12 protein-coding genes and 4 pseudogenes are annotated in these 16,811 nt (G+C 58.8%); 10 read left to right on the top strand and 6 right to left on the bottom strand.

Translation table 11 applies throughout. The features are described from left to right. Positions 1-9: 9 nt before the first annotated feature. The 3 genes from ACP96_RS11070 to ACP96_RS11060 form a co-directional block, all read right to left on the bottom strand. Positions 10-1,260 (bottom strand): ABC transporter substrate-binding protein, encoded by a 1,251-nt coding sequence (locus tag ACP96_RS11070; protein WP_050022981.1) that lies wholly within the window; start codon positions 1,258-1,260, stop codon positions 10-12. Positions 1,261-1,417: 157 nt separating this feature from the next. Further along, a complete protein-coding gene (locus ACP96_RS11065; protein WP_050033352.1) occupies positions 1,418-2,869 on the bottom strand; it encodes an aldehyde dehydrogenase family protein in 1,452 nt (483 codons plus the stop codon). A gap of 28 nt (positions 2,870-2,897) precedes the next feature. Then, positions 2,898-3,365 carry a MaoC/PaaZ C-terminal domain-containing protein gene (locus ACP96_RS11060; protein ID WP_050022978.1) on the bottom strand — a complete coding sequence of 156 codons (468 nt, stop codon included), beginning with the start codon at positions 3,363-3,365 and terminating at the stop codon, positions 2,898-2,900. Positions 3,366-3,468: 103 nt separating this feature from the next. Between ACP96_RS11060 and ACP96_RS11055 the strand changes: the two genes are divergently transcribed. After that, the gene (locus ACP96_RS11055) at positions 3,469-3,864 is read left to right on the top strand and encodes a PaaI family thioesterase (protein WP_050033351.1); all 396 of its coding nucleotides are present in this window, start codon (positions 3,469-3,471) and stop codon (positions 3,862-3,864) included. Between the two features lie 66 nt (positions 3,865-3,930). Here ACP96_RS11055 and paaK read toward each other — a convergent pair whose 3' ends face one another. Then, positions 3,931-5,217 carry a phenylacetate--CoA ligase PaaK gene (gene paaK, locus ACP96_RS11050; RefSeq protein WP_050033350.1) on the bottom strand — a complete coding sequence of 429 codons (1,287 nt, stop codon included), beginning with the start codon at positions 5,215-5,217 and terminating at the stop codon, positions 3,931-3,933. Between the two features lie 234 nt (positions 5,218-5,451). Between paaK and ACP96_RS11045 the strand changes: the two genes are divergently transcribed. Together ACP96_RS11045 and ACP96_RS11040 are read left to right on the top strand one after the other, a co-directional pair. After that, the gene (locus tag ACP96_RS11045; RefSeq protein ID WP_050022971.1) at positions 5,452-6,624 is read left to right on the top strand and encodes a thiolase domain-containing protein; all 1,173 of its coding nucleotides are present in this window, start codon (positions 5,452-5,454) and stop codon (positions 6,622-6,624) included. Further along, a complete protein-coding gene (locus ACP96_RS11040) occupies positions 6,621-8,054 on the top strand; it encodes a zinc ribbon domain-containing protein (RefSeq protein WP_050022969.1) in 1,434 nt (477 codons plus the stop codon). The genes ACP96_RS11045 and ACP96_RS11040 overlap by 4 nt, the downstream gene beginning before the upstream one ends. 103 nt (positions 8,055-8,157) lie before the next feature. Here ACP96_RS11040 and ACP96_RS11035 read toward each other — a convergent pair whose 3' ends face one another. Continuing rightward, positions 8,158-9,300 (bottom strand): thiolase family protein, encoded by a 1,143-nt coding sequence (locus ACP96_RS11035; RefSeq protein ID WP_050033349.1) that lies wholly within the window; start codon positions 9,298-9,300, stop codon positions 8,158-8,160. Between the two features lie 97 nt (positions 9,301-9,397). Between ACP96_RS11035 and ACP96_RS11030 the strand changes: the two genes are divergently transcribed. From ACP96_RS11030 to ACP96_RS17740, 7 genes and pseudogenes are all read left to right on the top strand, one after another. Continuing rightward, complete coding sequence (locus tag ACP96_RS11030) at positions 9,398-10,294, top strand: 3-hydroxyacyl-CoA dehydrogenase family protein (protein WP_050033348.1); 897 nt, start codon at positions 9,398-9,400, stop codon at positions 10,292-10,294. After that, positions 10,281-11,090, top strand: a complete 810-nt coding sequence (locus tag ACP96_RS11025) for an enoyl-CoA hydratase/isomerase family protein (RefSeq protein WP_050023052.1) — start codon at positions 10,281-10,283, stop codon at positions 11,088-11,090. Before ACP96_RS11030 ends, ACP96_RS11025 begins: the two co-directional genes overlap by 14 nt. An 826-nt stretch (positions 11,091-11,916) precedes the next feature. Beyond that, entirely contained in the window at positions 11,917-12,663 is a 747-nt protein-coding gene (locus tag ACP96_RS11020) for an IclR family transcriptional regulator (RefSeq protein WP_050022965.1), read from the top strand. Between the two features lie 21 nt (positions 12,664-12,684). After that, a pseudogene (locus ACP96_RS11015) lies at positions 12,685-13,491 on the top strand (APC family permease); the annotation flags it as partial. After that, positions 13,478-14,559: pseudogene (locus ACP96_RS11010) on the top strand (transposase); the annotation flags it as partial. The pseudogenes ACP96_RS11015 and ACP96_RS11010, both read left to right, overlap by 14 nt. 436 nt (positions 14,560-14,995) lie before the next feature. After that, entirely contained in the window at positions 14,996-16,213 is a 1,218-nt protein-coding gene (locus tag ACP96_RS11005) for a tyrosine-type recombinase/integrase (protein WP_050033346.1), read from the top strand. Between the two features lie 204 nt (positions 16,214-16,417). Continuing rightward, a pseudogene (locus ACP96_RS17740) lies at positions 16,418-16,576 on the top strand (ParA family protein); the annotation flags it as partial. A 31-nt stretch (positions 16,577-16,607) separates the two neighbouring features. On the opposite strand, the pseudogene ACP96_RS11000 reads toward ACP96_RS17740, so the two are convergent. After that, positions 16,608-16,811: pseudogene (locus ACP96_RS11000) on the bottom strand (IS5/IS1182 family transposase); the annotation flags it as partial.

The raw sequence follows: 16,811 nt of genomic DNA, 5'->3' as shown, positions 1-16,811 counted from the left end.
GGATCTACGCTAATTCAGCTCGCAGCCAAACTCGCTTGCTGGACGAAGCGCATCAGCCCCCTCGGTTTTCGAGAGGATGTCGACATCGGCGCTGTCACCGTCCCCTTCAGTCAACTCGGCGATCCACGCCGGGTTGGTCGCCTGACGGTCGGTCTCGCGCAGTGTGATGTCTCCCAGGACCGTGGTGAACTCACCGCCTTCGAGGGTGTCTCTGACCTCGGCCGGATCCGTACTTCCGGCCCGTTCCATTCCCTTTGCGATGAGTCGCACTGACCCGTATCCCGTTCGTTCGTAACTTCCCGGGAGCTCGTCGTACTCCGACTGGAAGCCGTCAACGAACGCCTGGTTGTCCCCGATGTCGATAGACGGATCGTAGCGGACGCCCCCGAACGTGCCGACGCTGTTCGACCCAGTCCCCGCACGGGTGCTTTTGTACGCCATCGTCGGGGCAACCAGCGCCACATCTTCGGTCAGTCCTCGATCCGCAGCCTGGTTGACGAACGTGACGAGGTCACCACCGGTCATGCCCAAGACGGCAACGTTCGCGTCTGAGTTGCCGATCTGGGTAATGTAGGATTCGTAGTTCGACGCTCCGAGGCTCGATGACGTCTGTCCGATTTCGGAGAAGTCGGCGCTCGCCTCCTCCATGCGCATACTGGTGCGGTTGTACACTGACGTCCCGTACGCGTAGTCCGCGTAGTGGAACCAGACGTTCGATCCGATATTCTCTACCGTGTATCCTGAGATGGCTTCCGCGACCTGTGCGGTGTTCGTCTCGAAGCGGAACACCCATTCGTTGCACTGTTCCCCCGTAATCGGGACCGCGGCCCCACCAGCGAAATACACCGTTTCCTCGGATGCAGCGAGTTCGTTGAGGCCGAGAGCGACTGAACTGGAGATCGCTCCAACGAGATAGTCGGCGCCGTCTTCTTGAATCGCCTGCTGTGCCGCCTGCGATCCGGCACTCGCTGTGGTTTCGGTGTCGTAGTAGACCGGTTCGAGTTCGTAGCTGTAGTCGTCGCTGTTGTTGATCTCCTGTATCGCGTACTCCGCTCCCGCACGCTGGGACGGTCCGAGCGTACTGTAGTCCCCCGACATCGGATTAAGAATGCCGATAGTCGCTGACTCGCTGCCGCCGCTCCCCGAGTTACCGGAACACCCGGCGAGACCCACCGATACAGCTGCACCGGTCGCTGACAAGAACGTTCGACGGTTACACACTCCACTCTCCACAGCGGGTGATCTATCGTTATTCATCATGGCAGATGATCCGATATAGGATCTCAACCAAGGGATATTAAATCTTTGTACCATGCACGTACTGAACACATGAATATTATTTAATACCAACATGAACAGCAACACTCCACATGGCAGCGAAGGTCAACGACGACAAAAAGCGCAGACCGGATTTCGCTCAGTCGAGGTTGACGTGAACGTTCTTCACTTCGGTGTACGCTCGGAGCGCTTCTTCGCCCTGTGCCGCGCCGTGTCCGCTGGCCTTCGTACCGCCGAACGGAACCTGAGGCCACGTGTTCGGCGTCTCGTTGACCATCACCATACCGTATTCGAGGTTGTCCGCCAACCGGTGCGCTCGAGACAGGTCACTCGTCCACACGCACGAAGTAAGTCCGAACGGTGAGTCATTGGCCACGGAGAGGGCCTCCGATTCGTCGCTCACCTCGATGACCGATAAAACTGGCCCGAATATCTCCTCGCGAGCGACCGTCATGCTGTTTTCGACGTCGGTAAGCACCGTCGGCTCGACGAAGTATCCCGATTCGAGGTCGTCCGGAACACCGCCGCCAGCAGCGACGGTGGCGCCTTCTTCCCGTCCAGTCTCGATATACTCAAGGATGTCCTGCTGGTGCGACTCGCTAACAACCGGGCCCATCTGCCCGTCGTCATCGATGCCGCCGCCGAGCGGGATCTTCTCCGCGATCTCGGTCATTCGCTGAACCATCTCGTCGTGGACATCCTCGTGGACGACGAGCCGCGAGTTCGCCCAGCACATCTGGCCGGCGTTCATGAATATCCCGTACTGGACGCCGCGTGCGGCGGCATCGAGGTCAGCATCCGGGAAGACGATCGCCGGCCCCTTTCCGCCAAGTTCGAGGGTCACATCGGCGACGGCATCCGCCGCGTCACGCTGGATCGTCTTTCCGACGTCGGTACTCCCGGTAAAGGTGACGTGGTCCACGTCGGCGTGACCGGCAAGCGCGCTCCCAGCGTCGGAGCCGGACCCGGGAATGACGTTGAACACCCCATCTGGGAGATCCGCCGCGTCGGCTGCCTTCGCGTAGTAGAGGGCCGACAGCGGCGTCGTACTCGACGGCTTCAACACAACCGAATTCCCCGTGGCGAGGGCAGGAGCGATCCCACGCCCCGCGAGCTGGAACGGGTAGTTCCACGGGGCGATGTGGGCAGTCACACCGACCGGTTCTTGCCGGGTGTAGTTCAGCCGACTGCCGGAGACGGGGATCTGTTCTCCACGCAGTTTGTCCACCGTCCCAGCGTAATGTCGGAAGGTGTCGATCACCATGTCGATCTCGAGCCCCGCCTCAAACGGGGTCTTCCCGTTGTCGTATGACTCGACGAGCGCGATCTCGTCTTTCATCTCCTCGATAGCGTCTGCCATCCCGTGAAGCATTTCGCGCCGGGTTCCGAGATCGGTCTCGCGCCACGCGGACCCCCGAGAAACGGCAGCCGTCGCCGCCTCGACGGCGGTATCAACATCCGCCGCTCCAGCCTTCTGTACCGTCGCATAGGCGGCTTCGGTCGCTGGATCTTCGGTCGTGATCGTCTCGCCGTTCGTTGACTTGCACCACTCGCCGTCGATAAACAAGTCTGTTGGACCGGAGTACTCCATCGTATCGAAAAAACGGGTGCGGTCTGCCTTAATCGTTGCTTTCTGCCCGCTTGATCATGAACTTCATATCGCCCTCAAAGACGGTCGTCCCGTCTTGCTTTTCCATGTGTGTGTCTAAGACCACAAGCCCGGCGTCGTCTCGGCTGATATCTTTTCTACTATCGACAACCATCTCCAACTGGAGCGTATCACCGATATGCACTGGGTTCGGAAGATCCATGTAGTTCATGCCGAGGAAGGCGATGGCGGTCCGTTCCAGAACCCCGGTCCGGTACACGAACCCCGTTGCGTGGACGAACGTCATCGGCCCGTGAGCAATCCGCTCTCCGAACTGCTGTTCGGACGCGTACTCGCGGTTCGTGTGCAGTTCCGTCCAATCACCGCTGAGAGCGGAATGGACCACAAAATCCGCCTCCGTGACGGTGCGTCCAACGCTCAAAAACTCCTTGCCCGGCTCGAAGTCCTCGAAGTAGTGAGGTTCGTAGCTGTAAGCCATACGTGTGAACTGATCGGCTGGGATAAAAAATTTCACCTCCCGGCAGCAGCAGCCGTCAGTACAGCGGTACGTATTTATTCCGCGTCACACACCGTTGGACCGGATGAGTGACGTACCCACAGATCTACGAGAACAGATCAACTCTGACCCCTTCTGTGAGTTACTCGATATCGCCTTCGTCGATATCGATGTTGGCACTGCCCAGGCTGAGTTGACGGTCACCGACGAGCTGCTGAACTTCCACGGCACGCTCCACGGCGGAGCGATCTACTCGTTGGCCGATGCCGCGTTTGCTGCGGCGTCGAACTCACACGGTGACGCGGCGGTCGGGCTCGAATCGAATATTTCGTACCTCGCCGCTGTCGATGTCGGTGAGACGCTCCTTGCGACCGCAGAAGAGACGCACCTGACGGACGGGACCGGCGAGTATGAGGTCACCGTGACGAACGGCGACGGCGATCAGGTCGCGACGTTCCGCGGTCGCGTATATCGGCCGTGACCCGTCCGAGGAGGGGCTCAGCTCCGATCGGTCCACTCTGAGCAGCTGATCGTCTTCCCAGTCGCCTCAGCGCTGATCGAACACCCGCTGGACCTTCCCCACCTCCGTTCGCTCAATTCCGCCCGAGTCGACGAGCGTGAGTTTGTCCGGCGTGAACGAGAGGACGTTCGACAGCCGCGTCATGACGGTGTCGTACAGCTCCGACTCGTCTCCGTCGAACTCCTGTTTCTTTTCGATTATGAGTTCCATCACATCGAGATTGTTCTCCTCTCTGAGGTCGATCCGGTAGTGCGGCGCGACACCGTCGATGTCCAGGACCACGTCCTCAACCTCACTCGGGTAAAAGTTGATCCCTCGAACAATGAGGAGATTGTCGGCCCGGCCCGTGACGTTATCCATCCGGACCATAGTGCGCCCGCAGTCACACTCCTCGTAGGTCAGGCTCGTCAGATCTCCCGTGCGGTATCGGAACACTGGCAACGCTTCCTTACTGAGGGTCGTCAGAACGAGCTCGCCTTCCTCGCCCTTCTCGACGGGCTCACCCGTGTCGGGGTCGACGACCTCCGGGTAGAAGTGGTCTTCCCACAGGTGGAGCCCGTCTTGTGCCTCGTGACATTCGTTCGAGACGCCCGGACCGATGATCTCAGACAGGCCGTAGATGTCGACGCCGTTCACGTCGAGCCGTTCTTCGATCTCTTCTCGCATCGCATCAGTACAGGGCTCCGCGCCGAAGATAATCGTCGAGATCGGGAGCTCCCGGGGATCGTATCCCATCTCTTCCGCGGTTTCTGCAAGGTAGAGCGCATACGACGGGGTACACGAGAGGGCGTCGCTCTCAAGGTCGGTCATCAGTTCGACCTGCCGCTGCGTCCCTCCGCTTCCGATCGGGATGACGGTCGCCCCGAGCTTCTCGACCCCGTAGTGAAGTCCGAGTCCACCGGTAAAGAGACCGTATCCGTAGGCGTTCTGGACGGTGTCTCCCGGCTCGACGCCCGACGCCTTGAGAGAGCGCGCGACAACGTCACTCCACACGTCGAGGTCGTCTTCGGTGTACCCGACGATTTTGGGTTTCCCCGTCGTTCCCGAAGACGCGTGAATGCGCGTTACTTCGTCTTCGTCCACCGCGAATAGACCGTCCGGATACTCATCGCGGAAATCCTCCTTGGTGGTCATCGGGAGCTTCTCGATGTCTTCGACACCGTTGATGTCGTCGGGAGTGATGCCCAGTTCGTCGAATCGCTCTCGATAGAACGGTACATTTTCGTACGCGTGTTCAACCGTCTCTCGGAGACGTTCGTTCTGCAGTTCACGGATCTCGGATCGGTCCGCCGTCTCTACTGGCTGGAATGCCATGTTCACTCATCGGTTGGACGAGTATATTAAAAATTTGTTGGATATGCTCGGTCCGCGGAGGCCCGGCATCGCACCCGCGAATGGCTACGGCACGCCCCCCGGTTCACATACCGAGACCCGCGAATACGCAACTATCCACCGCATCAACGGGTAGATACCACCGCGGCAACAAGCGGGTACGGCAGGGACGAACCAAGGGAAAGCTATTTTTCGGCATCCGGTATGTGTCCTTGTATGCGAGACGCGTATATCATCGGTGCCGGCCAGACACCGTTCGGTTCGATGCCCGACAGGAGCTATCGATCGCTGTTTCTCACAGCGTTCGAGCGCGCCGTTGAGAGTGTTCCACACGGGATCGACGAAGACGAGATCGACGAGGCGGTCATCGGATCTCTCGGTGTCGGTGGACGGCAGTTGGGTCTTTCCGGGCCTGCTGCGACAGAGCACCTCGGGCTTCATGGCATTCCGAGCTCGCGAATCGAAAACGCTTGCGCGGCGTCCGGATACTCCGTTCGGCAGGCCGTTCAGGCGGTGAAAAGCGGTATGGCGGACGTTGCACTCGCCGGGGGCGTCGAAGTGATGACCGACATGAGCGGAGATATGACAAAATACTGGCTCGGTGTGTCCGGCGAAACGGAGTGGGAGCGCCTCACCGGGACGACGTTTGCCGGTGTGTACGCCCAAATGGCGAGCGCCTACCTCGACCGGTACGATGCGACGCGAGAGCACCTGTCGATGGTGGCCGTCAAGAATCACGCCAACGGCGCGAAGAACCCCAACGCACATCTCGGGTTCGAGTGCTCGCTGGACGACGCGATGAGCGCCCCCGACGTGGCGCACCCGCTGAACCTCTACCACTGCTGTCCGACGTCTGACGGTGCAGCGGCGGTACTGGTTGCAAGCGAGGATGTCGTCGACGAATACACGGAGGAGCCCGTTCGTGTGGCGGGCGTTGGTGCAAGCAGCGAACGGGTTGGCCTCTTCCAGCGCGAGGAGTACACCACGATCGCTTCGTCTCGCCGTGCCGGAGAGACCGCCTACGACCGAGCCGGACTCGGCGCATCCGATATCGACTTCGCTGAAGTTCACGACTGCTTCGCAATCGCCGAGCTGCTCGCGTACGAAGACCTCGGATTCTGCGACCCCGGTGGCGCTCCCCAGCTTCTCGACGACGGAGTCACCGACCTCGACGGTGACCTCCCCGTGAACGCTTCCGGGGGCCTCAAATCGAAGGGACATCCGATCGGTGCGACCGGTGCGGGACAGATCGCCGAAGCGTTCAAACAGCTCCGTGGGAAGGCCGGGGAGCGACAGGTGGAGGACCCCACGTACGGTCTCACGCATAACGTTGGGGGGAGCGGCGGAGCAGCAGTCGTTCACATCCTCGAACGGGAGGTGGGACGATGAGCGATGTCCGTCTCAAATCGGTGGGTGCGTACAGTCCGCGCCTCCGGATCAGCGCTGCGGAATTCCGAGAGGCGTGGGGGCGCTTCGAGGCGGCGGGAGTGGAAACGAAGGCCGTTCCTGAAGCCGACGAAGACTCCCTTACCATGGCTGTCGAAGCCGCGCGGCGCGCCATTGACGCGGCCGACGTCTCCCCGGACGACGTCGGATATCTCGCTTTCGCCACTACGACGCCGCCGATGGCGGAATCCGACCTGACGGCCCGGCTGACGAGTCTCCTTGGTGTCACAGCCGACGCGACGACCCGGACGATGACCGGGAGCACGCGTGCGGGGGCCCAGGCACTCGATGCCTCGCTTGATGCAGGCCCATGGGATGGCCGACTTGGGATCGTTGTCGCGGCCGACTGCCCCACCGGATCGCCGGATAGTGGAATCGAACACGCGGCAGGGGCCGGCGCGGCTGCGGTAGTTCTCGGCGACGACGGACCCGGTGTTGTCAGAGATCGGTCGTCGTATGTCGAACCGTTCCCCGGAACTCGGTTCAGAACCTTGGGTGAAGGCGAGACGACGGAGCTCGGTGTGACGGACTACGACCGCCAGTCGTTTGCAGCGGCACTCGGCGGGGCTGTCGACGGGCTCAACGCGTTCGACCACGTCGACGCTGCTGCCGTACAATCTCCGGATGGAAAGCGTCCGTACCGGGTCACAGATGTACTCGGCGTGGAACCCGATCACGTTGCGGCTGCCGACACGGTCGAAACGCTCGGAGACACCGGGGCCGCAAGCGTCCTCCTCGGAGCCGCGAAAGCGTTCGACAACAGTGCCGAGCGCGTTCTTCTCGCTGCGTACGGCAGCGGTGCCGGCGCGAACGCGATGATCGTTGACGGCGAGCTCCCGACGAAGTGTGCGCTCGACGCCAGCGTTGATCTCACGTATCCCGAATACCTCCGCCGCCGTGAAGTGATCACCGCGGACGAACCCGACGGTGGCGGAGCGTACGTGAGTGTCCCATCGTGGAAGCGGACGATACCTCAGCGACATCAACTGAACGCTGGAGAGTGCCCCTCGTGCGGTGCCCTCAACTTCCCACCAAGCGGCGCGTGCCGAACCTGTCACAGTCGCCCAGACGCCTACGAAACTGTCTCCCTTCCCGGAACCGGAACCGTCGAGGGTGTCACCACCATTGCTCAGGGTGGTGCGCCGCCGGAGTTCGTTGAACAACAGTCTCAGAGCGGTCCGTTCGTTAGTGCCGTCATCGCTTTGGATGGGCCGGCAGGCGACGAGGCTGTGAGTGTCCCGGCACAGGTTCTCACACGAGGCGACTCCTCCGTTGCAGTCGGCGACCGAACCGAGACCGTCATCCGCCGGATCTATCGACAGGAGGGTGTGATCCGCTACGGATTCAAAATGCAGCCGATCGACGCCGACTGAGGGGCGTTCCGCTTTTTGTTCACGGACAGGGAATGGCGCCTCCTCCGTTCACGCAATTGTACGGAGGGATGACCGTCCGCTTTTTCGACGCCTTCGGTGAGAGTTACGCCCGTTCGAACACGGTTGCGACGCCCTGACCGAATCCGACACACATCGTCGCGAGACCACGAGTGGCGTCGCGCCGCCGGAGTTCGTGAAGGAGTGTCGTGGATATCCGTGCGCCCGAACAGCCGAGGGGATGGCCCAACGCGATCGCCCCGCCGTTCACGTTCAGCTTCTCGTCAGGGATCCCGAGTTCGGTCCGACAGTGAACGCTCTGTGCGGCGAAGGCCTCGTTTAGCTCGACCAGATCGATGTCGTCGATATCGAGCCCCGCGTCGTCAAGCGCTGTGCGTGTCGCGGGGATCGGTCCTCGACCCATCACTCGCGGGTCGACCCCCTCGACCGACCGAGCCGTGATTTTGGCCATCGGCTCCAGGTCGTTCCTCCGCGCGTACTCAGCGCTCGTAACAAGCATCCCGGACGCGCCGTCCGTTAACGGAGACGCATTCCCCGGGGTTACCGTCGCGTCGTCGTCGTCGCGGAACACCGTCGGGAGGTCGTTCAACTGATCGAGGCTCGTCTCGGGGCGCGGCGTCTCGTCGGTCGAAACAGCTCCCGCGGGAGTCTCCACCGGAGCGATCTCGCTATCAAACCGACCGGATCGTGCCGCCTCGGCCGCCCGATTGTGCGACCGGAGAGCGAACTCGTCCTGCGCGTCACGAGTGATACCGTGTCTCCGGGCGATTGTCTCGGCCGTCTGTCCCATCGGGAGCCGTTCCGCATCGTATCGCGACTCAATCGCGGGGTGGAGCCAGTCGGAGAATGGGACACGGCTCATCTGTTCGACGCCTGCCACCGGGTAGACCTCGCCATCTCCGGCCTCTATCGCGCGGGCGGCATCGTTGAGAGTCGTCAGCGATGAGCCGCACAGCCGCGTCGTTGTCGACCCCGGTACCGTCGCCGGATATCCCCCAGCGAGTAAGACCTGTCGAGCGAGATTCCGTCCCTGCTCTTCCTCCTGGTTCGCACACCCGAGCCGGAAATCGTCCCATTCTTCGGGGGCGACGCCGGTACGATCGATTAGCTCGTCGAGGACCGCCGTCACAAGATCCTCCGGGAACACCTCCGCGAGCACACCGTCTTTTTTCCCCATCGGAGTTCGGACGGCGTCTATGACAACGGCCTGCTGTCTAGAGACACCCATTAGCACGCTGCGATTACGAGGTATCTGTAATTAAATCACCGGTTGGGCAGCCGGTGGCTGAAAACCCTTTTGAGTCTGCGCGTGGTCATGACGAATGATGCAGGTCGCAATACTTGGTGCAGGAACGATGGGACACGGTATCGCACAGGTGTCGGCGATGGGAGGTCACGACGTCCGACTGCGTGACCTTGAGACCGAGATCGTTGAAGCGGGACTCGACGCCATCGAATCGAATCTCGATGGAGGAGTTGAACGGGACAAGTTGACGCCCTCTGAGGCCGAGTCAGCCAGAAGCCGAATCACCGGAACGATCTCGCTACCCGAAGCGGTCACCGGGGCCGATCTCGTGGTTGAGGCCGTTCCGGAGGAACTGCCGATCAAGCACGACACGGTGACCGACGTCGAAGAACACGTCGACCCTGACTGCCTCATCGCTTCGAATACCTCGTCGCTGTCGCTGACCCAAATCGCGAACGCACTCGATCGACCCGAGCGGGCGATCGGACTCCACTTTTTCAACCCGGTTCATATTATGGACCTCGTTGAAGTCGTCGTTGCCGAACAGACGACCGAGGAAACGATCGACACGGCAACGGACTTCGTGGAGGGAATCCAGAAGACCCCCGTCACAGTCGCTGACTCGCCGGGATTCGCCTCATCTCGGCTCGGTGTCGCACTCGGTGTCGAGGCGATGCGTATGGTGGGGGAGGGCGTTGCAGATCCCCGCAATATCGACACCGCGATGGAACTTGGGTATAACCATCCGATGGGACCGATAGAGCTCGGTGATGTCGTCGGACTGGATGTGCGGCTGGATATCCTCGAGTACCTCCGTGAAGAGCTGGGGGAACGCTTCCGACCGCCACAGGTTCTGAAACGGAAGGTCCGTGCGGGGAAACTCGGGAAGAAAACGGGAGAGGGATTCTACGTCTGGGACGACGGTGAAGTCGTGGGGGTAAGCGGCTCCGGGGGTGGCCGGGATGGGGCTCAGTGAGGCCGTCGCCGATTGTGAAACCGTTTCCATCTCGATCGGCGAGCGTGCAGAACACGTCGCGACGATCGAACTCTCTCGCCCGGATGCGAGAAACGCACTCAACGCGCAGCTTCGAGAGGAACTCAAAACGACGATGGTCGCCGTCGAAGAAAGCGACGTTCGAGCAGTCGTCGTAACCGGCGATCCCGACGGCAACGCGTTTGTCGCTGGCGCGGACCTCACCGAGCTCCGGGAGCGAAACTCGATCGAACAGCGGGAAGTAAGCGAACGACCGCGGGTGTACGAGCGTGTCGCGGACTGTTCTGTGCCGGTGATCGCACGGATCAACGGCCACGCGTTAGGTGGTGGTTGTGAGCTTATCCAGGCGTGTGACATCCGGATCGCTCACGAAAGAGCGAAGATCGGACAGCCGGAGATCAATCTCGGGATCATTCCCGGCGGTGGCGGGACGCAACGGCTCCCGAGACTCGTCGGAGAGGGTCAGGCCATGAAACTGATCCTTTCCGGCGAACTGATCGATGCGAAAGAGGCGGTCGATATCGGTCTCGTTGAAGAAGTCCATGACGACGAGACGTTCGATGAGCGCGTGACCGATCTCGCGACATCGATAGCACAAAAGAGCCCCCTCGCCCTCCGCATGGCGAAGACCTCGGTGAAAGCAGCGTCGCAGATGGATCTCCGCTCTGGGATCGAGTACGAGGCGGAGCTGTTCGCACAGCTGTTTGACACGGAGGACAAGAATGAGGGTATCGACGCGTTCTTCCAAGATCGCGATCCGGAATGGAGCGGACAATAACTAATGGCATGACATCGTTCACCAAGGTAGAACTGACGCTCGGCGGTACCAGCGCGGTCTCCCGGTGAGTGATTTCGCACTTTTCAGGCTGAGACGGGCCTCTCCACCGAGATATGTCGGATTTTTCGACCGGTGTCTGCTGATTTTCGGGGATGTGGGACACATCACTGTTCAGCATCGTCGAACTCAAAGCTGTGTGTGTTGAAACAAGAAATCACACGGGAAGACGCCCTGCATCCCCTGTTTATACCTGTCGTGATCACACGCGAAGTATAGCGGGCCACAGGACAAACACGTGTTATCAGGTCTTCACCCGTTATTTGGGGGCTTCGAGTACATGGCTCCTCAGCGTACCGTAGCACCTGTTGTTCAATAGTATCGAATACATCGGTAGTGTCGCCCGATCTCGTCGTCTCCGTCGGATCACTCTTACCAAATTACAGACGTACGACTGTAATGAACAGGACTACGGATGGCAAATTATCGCTACGGTAGGTCGTGTGGGGCGTTCAGTTCTGAACTCTCCCGCAAACCAATATACAATTAAAATTATGTAATAGACTATTTGTCAAAATATCTATTTCTGTATTAGTATTATTCCACATATATTATAGAGATTAACTAATATATTTCTGAATCATAGCTATTTCTGTGCGAATAACACAAATAAACCAAAATAGTACGTATATCTAGTATTACTATTTAAATACACAGGTAAATATATTATACTTCTTTCTTACATATTTTATCGACACGTGCGACTCCCTCCCGTGATCTGTTCAGCTATGATGAACACAATTATGAACGTTCGTGGGAAATAGTGTATATGGATAACACGATCGGGGCTGGAAATAAACTCATTTTACTGATCGAGACGCTCAAACAACACGGAAGTTTAGGCGTGAGCGAACTCGCAGCGGAGACGGGCATACCGAAGAGTACAGTCCACGCGCACCTTTCGACGCTCGGAGAACACGGGTATGTCGTGCAGGATCGTTCGAAAGCGTATCGGTTGAGCTTACAGTTCCTCGATATCGGGAGCAAAGTTCGTGAGACGCGGGGGATATATGACGAAATTGTTCCCAAACTCGATCAAGTGGCCGAAGAGACAAATGAGAAGGCGTGGTGGACTGTCGAGGAAAACGGAATGGCGGTGTTTATGGCGAAATCAGCCGGGAATCGGGCTATTCAGACGAACGCACGCATCGGACTTCATCTCGAATTGTATCAACTCGCTGCCGGGATAGCGATACTCGCGAACCTTCCCGCTGATCGTCGAGCGGAGATTCTCGACGGGTACGAGTATCCGCTCCCAAGCGGACACGACCGAGAGGAGTTTGAGTCGAAACTAGTGAGCGTTCGAGACGAAGGAGTCGCCTACGATACCAACAGTTTCATTGAGGGAGTCACCGGGATTGGTGTACCGCTCCTTGATAACACTGGCACCGTTCACGGTGCGATCAGCATTTCGGGACCGAACAACCGACTAGCCGACGAGCAGGACGCGAACAAATTGACTGACCTGCTGCGAGGGATCTCCGGTGAGTTACAAGTGAACCTCTCGTATCTGTAGAGAGTGAGTCGCCTCGGGGCGATGGTCGGCAGCGGGATCTTCATTCTGCCGGGGTTAGCCATGGGAATGGCCGGTCTCGCGGTCGTATTTGCGCGTACTTCCTTGCAGGCGTGTTGGTGTTGCCGGCGGCGCTGAGCAAATCCGAGATGGCGACAGCGATGCCCGAAGCTGAAGAGACCTATCTATACATTGAGCGAGCGATGGGCCCGTTGTTCGGCACGATCGCCGGTGTCGGGACATGCTTTTCGCTGACGTTCAAGGGAGCGCTGGCGCTGGTTGGTGGTGCACCGTATCTGGTGTTGTTGTTCGATCTGCCGGTGACACCAGTCGCGCTGACGGTCGCAGCCTTACTGATCGTTTTGAACATCGTCGACGCGAAACAGACTGGTCGGATGCAGATCGGCATCGTCGCGGTCATGTTAGCCATGATGGTCTGGTTCATCGTTGTCGGGGCGCCAAGCGTTGAACGTGCCCGCTTTGCGGGATTCTTCGACAGTGGACTTGAGGCAATTCTCGGTGCTACCGGGGTTGTGTTCGTCTCGTACGCTGGCGTTACCAAGATTGCCTCCGTGGCCGAAGAGGTAGAGAATCCGGATCGAAATCTCCCTGGGCATCCTCGGCTCGCTTATTATCACCGCTGGCATCTACGTCGCGATTGTCACCGTGCTGGTCGGAGTCGCAGACGAGGCGGCACTCACCGACACGGAGACGCCGATGCAGGTCGCGGCCAGTAACGCGCTCCCCACGATCGGCGTGGCGGCCGTCGTAGTCGCTGTAATGCTCGCCTTGATCAGCACTGCGAACGCGGGGATTTTTTGCGCACTTCGACTCTGGTCGGGCGTCGAACGCCTCGTACGAGGACACACAATTCTTTGAGCTACAGACGTTCATGGGGATGGTCCACTGTGGAACTGCGCAGGGAGCGACTCGCTTCCAATATCGCCATGGCGAAGAGTACAGCCCCATGGTGATACCCACCTCCGCGCCGTCAAGCAGTTCGATCCCGAAGAACTCGTGAACGGATTCAACGAGACAACGGATCGCTTGCTCTCCGTGATCGCCTCGGAAGCATCCTTTCGAAGGCCGGTCACCGCGGCAATCGATATCACGACTATTCCCTACTACGGAGAGGTCGAAGGAATGCCGATGGTCAGCGGGACCAAGGACAGAGACGGTCGAGCATTCAAATTCGCAACCCTCTCGATCATCGGGCAGAACATCCCGCTCGTTCTGGCGGTTGAGCCGGTCCGTGAGAGTTCCGAGTGGGATGAGAACCCGTCGAATCAGATACATCGTACTGTGCGACGGCTTGTTCGACGAGCGAAAGAACACGTCGATATCGAGATGGTCCTCTGTGACGCGGAGTTCGATTCAAAACATGTCTTTCAGACACTGTCGAACCTGAATGTGGATTATCTTATCCCGACGCGAGTCAATGCGCCTGAAAAGGAGGCCATTGAACGAATGAATGACGACGGGCAGGAGGTCGCTGTTGAGAAGAGCAGTGTCCATCTCAAGAATGGCTCCCACTCGATGCGATTCCTGTACGTTCCAGCAAAGAACAGCGATGGGACAAGTGTGTTCGCAACGAACGTAAACGTCGGTCCAGCTGAGGCAAAGTCGCTCAGTCGGAGATACAGCTCGCGCTGGCAGATTGAGAGTGAATACAAATCGATCAAACACGAGTTCCTCGCTAAGACATCCTCCAAGGACTACCGCGTTCGGTTGTTCTACTTCGTGTTCGGGGCGTTATTACACAATATTTGGCGGATGACGGATTTCCTATTGAAGGCAGAAGTCGGTGGGATCGAGGACGGAGTTTTCGATCGCCCTCCAGTTCTGACAGCCGGAGAGACAACGGAGCTGGTCTCGTCGGCACTTCTCCCGTACGGGTAGTGGTTAGCTGAGATCCAGATTTTCGTGGCGGCGATGAGTGGCAACGCCGTCACTTCAGGCACATTTTCGGTCGTTTTGCCGTTTACTCTCCAGATCTTCTTAGAGATCTCAGACTGCCAGTAAGTGAACCGTTTGAGAATCTTTCTTCAGGTCCTTCAATCCTGGAAACAGTCTATTTCTGGCCATCCTCCGAAACGGTGGATCGTCAGCTGGAAAATTTTGTATAGCGATATACAGTACATTTGTATATGCGGGGCATCGCCCATATATTGCTAATTTACTTTGTCTGTACGAGACAATGCAGTCAGCAGAAGTGTTAAGAAGTTGGTGGATAAGGTCTAGCTGTCGAAAATGGCAGTCTTAAAATCGGCGCACCCCCGAGATTCCGGGCTTCCACCCGGTGATTTGCGTGGGTGAGACAATCAACTGGAGTCGAATGTCGCTCGACGAGCTCGTAGAGTTCTACGAGACGGAGATTGCCGACGAGATGTACCGCGCAGGGATGAGCCCCGCGACGGACCGGCCCTCGTACGAGTGGCTGGCAGACCACGGCTACAGCGGGATCGCGTATACCCTCCGAGAGCATCACGACCTCACGCTCAAGCAATTCATCGTCGAGGAGGTCGGCGTCGACGCCGGTGAGGACGACGGAACCACGGGGTACGAGTGGGGGATCAGCGACGAAGAGACGATCGAGCGCTTCGAGACCTACCTTCGCGACCGACAGCGCCGGCAGAACCTCGCTGACAGTACGATCCGATCGAAGCGCACGCGACTCGCGCGGTATGCCCGCGAGTACGAAGCCCTCCACGGGGAGGCCCCGCTCGTCGATCGCGTCGGCGACCGCGACCTGCAACCCAAGGAGATTGAGCGCGTACTCTCTGTGTTCGACGTGTTCGATGACGAACTTGCAAGCAACGACTCAAAGGCAAAACACCACTACGACGTGAACGACTGGTACGTGTGGCTCCAGAACCGAGCGATCGGGACGTACAACCCGGCCGCGACGGTCGCTACGTCGTTCGGTGGGTGGAACACCGACACAGAGGGCGGCGAGACAAAACCGGCTCTGCGCCCCGACCAGCTACGCGAGATACTCGCCGTGTGTGACGACGGGGAGGATCGACTTCTCGTGGTCGCGCTGGGCGCGTGGGGGCTCCGTCGAGGGGAGGTCGCGGCACTGCACGTCTCACAGCTCATTCCAAACGCCGAGCCACCGCGGATCGAGTTTGACAATCGGAAGAACGGCCCGTCGTCTGTGCAACTGCTGTACGGCGTCGAGGACTACCTCAATCGCGTCGAGGCATTCGATGCATCCGGTTGGAACGGCTATCTGTTCCCCTCGAACGCGGCTAAATCAGGGCATATCGCACCGGGAACGGTGAATAACCGGTTCGCGCGGCTCGTCGAGGCAGCCGGGGTGACGCTCCAGGGCGAGCGACCGACGCCGCACGCCTGTCGACGTTACTGGTACAACGCGTATCAGGACGCTATGCAGGATCTTCAAGAACAGGTTGCCCAGATGGCTGCTGATCAGGGAAGCTCATCGGCTGCCGTTGTCGTCGACAAGTATCTGAGCGAGGAGCAGGCTCGCCGCGCCCGCCAGGGTGTCATGCGCGAGCAGCTGGCTAACGTGTTTGAAGGTGAGAGATGAAGTGTATTATGACATTCTTCGCTATCTCACGTGGATATCTAAGATACATACCTAATCTTAGTTTCTAAGACAGTTAAGACGAAGAAGTAAGATAAATTTCTAAGGCAACTATCTTATCTGTCTTAGATTCCTGGCTCAGACATCTAAGACACATAGATAAGTGTCTGACGTACCTTCATTAACTAAGAGCCTAATCATACTCATATGCTTGCGTACACGGTATACAGTGAAGCAGGGGGCGTCGGCAAGACCTCGCTTGCAGCGAATGCGGCTATCGCTCACCAGCGAGCGGGTCTCGATGTACTCGTGGTTCCCCTTGATCCACAGGACGGCGACCTGAGCCGCCTACTTGGGGTTGACACGGCTGTGTTGAATCGCTGTAAGGCGGAGGGATTCACTGTTTGACGAAGCGTTTGATGTTATAGACGACACACATCAGCGCGATTTCGCGGAACTCACGGAACCATGACCGCGCTCGCACGGCGAAGCCGAGCGAGCGCTTGACAGCAGAGTTCACGGTTTCAGTCATTGAGCGCTGATTGTAGCGGTTATCGTCGATTCTGGCGTTGTGCGCGTGGTCGTAGACATATTGGAGGAG

It is taken from the genome of Halorubrum halophilum, assembly GCF_000739595.1.
GTDB classification, from domain to species: Archaea; Halobacteriota; Halobacteria; order Halobacteriales; family Haloferacaceae; genus Halorubrum; species Halorubrum halophilum.
This window is presented reverse-complemented; position numbering and strand designations above follow the sequence as displayed.

Coding starts and splice junctions, on each gene's coding strand:
- ACP96_RS11070 (WP_050022981.1), bottom strand. CDS start 1,260: ATGATGAATAACGATAGATCACCCGCTGTGGAGAGTGGAGTGTGTAAC.
- ACP96_RS11065 (WP_050033352.1), bottom strand. CDS start 2,869: ATGGAGTACTCCGGTCCAACAGACTTGTTTATCGACGGCGAGTGGTGC.
- ACP96_RS11060 (WP_050022978.1), bottom strand. CDS start 3,365: ATGGCTTACAGCTACGAACCTCACTACTTCGAGGACTTCGAGCCGGGC.
- ACP96_RS11055 (WP_050033351.1), top strand. CDS start 3,469: ATGAGTGACGTACCCACAGATCTACGAGAACAGATCAACTCTGACCCC.
- paaK (WP_050033350.1), bottom strand. CDS start 5,217: ATGGCATTCCAGCCAGTAGAGACGGCGGACCGATCCGAGATCCGTGAA.
- ACP96_RS11045 (WP_050022971.1), top strand. CDS start 5,452: ATGCGAGACGCGTATATCATCGGTGCCGGCCAGACACCGTTCGGTTCG.
- ACP96_RS11040 (WP_050022969.1), top strand. CDS start 6,621: ATGAGCGATGTCCGTCTCAAATCGGTGGGTGCGTACAGTCCGCGCCTC.
- ACP96_RS11035 (WP_050033349.1), bottom strand. CDS start 9,300: ATGGGTGTCTCTAGACAGCAGGCCGTTGTCATAGACGCCGTCCGAACT.
- ACP96_RS11030 (WP_050033348.1), top strand. CDS start 9,398: ATGCAGGTCGCAATACTTGGTGCAGGAACGATGGGACACGGTATCGCA.
- ACP96_RS11025 (WP_050023052.1), top strand. CDS start 10,281: ATGGGGCTCAGTGAGGCCGTCGCCGATTGTGAAACCGTTTCCATCTCG.
- ACP96_RS11020 (WP_050022965.1), top strand. CDS start 11,917: ATGGATAACACGATCGGGGCTGGAAATAAACTCATTTTACTGATCGAG.
- ACP96_RS11005 (WP_050033346.1), top strand. CDS start 14,996: ATGTCGCTCGACGAGCTCGTAGAGTTCTACGAGACGGAGATTGCCGAC.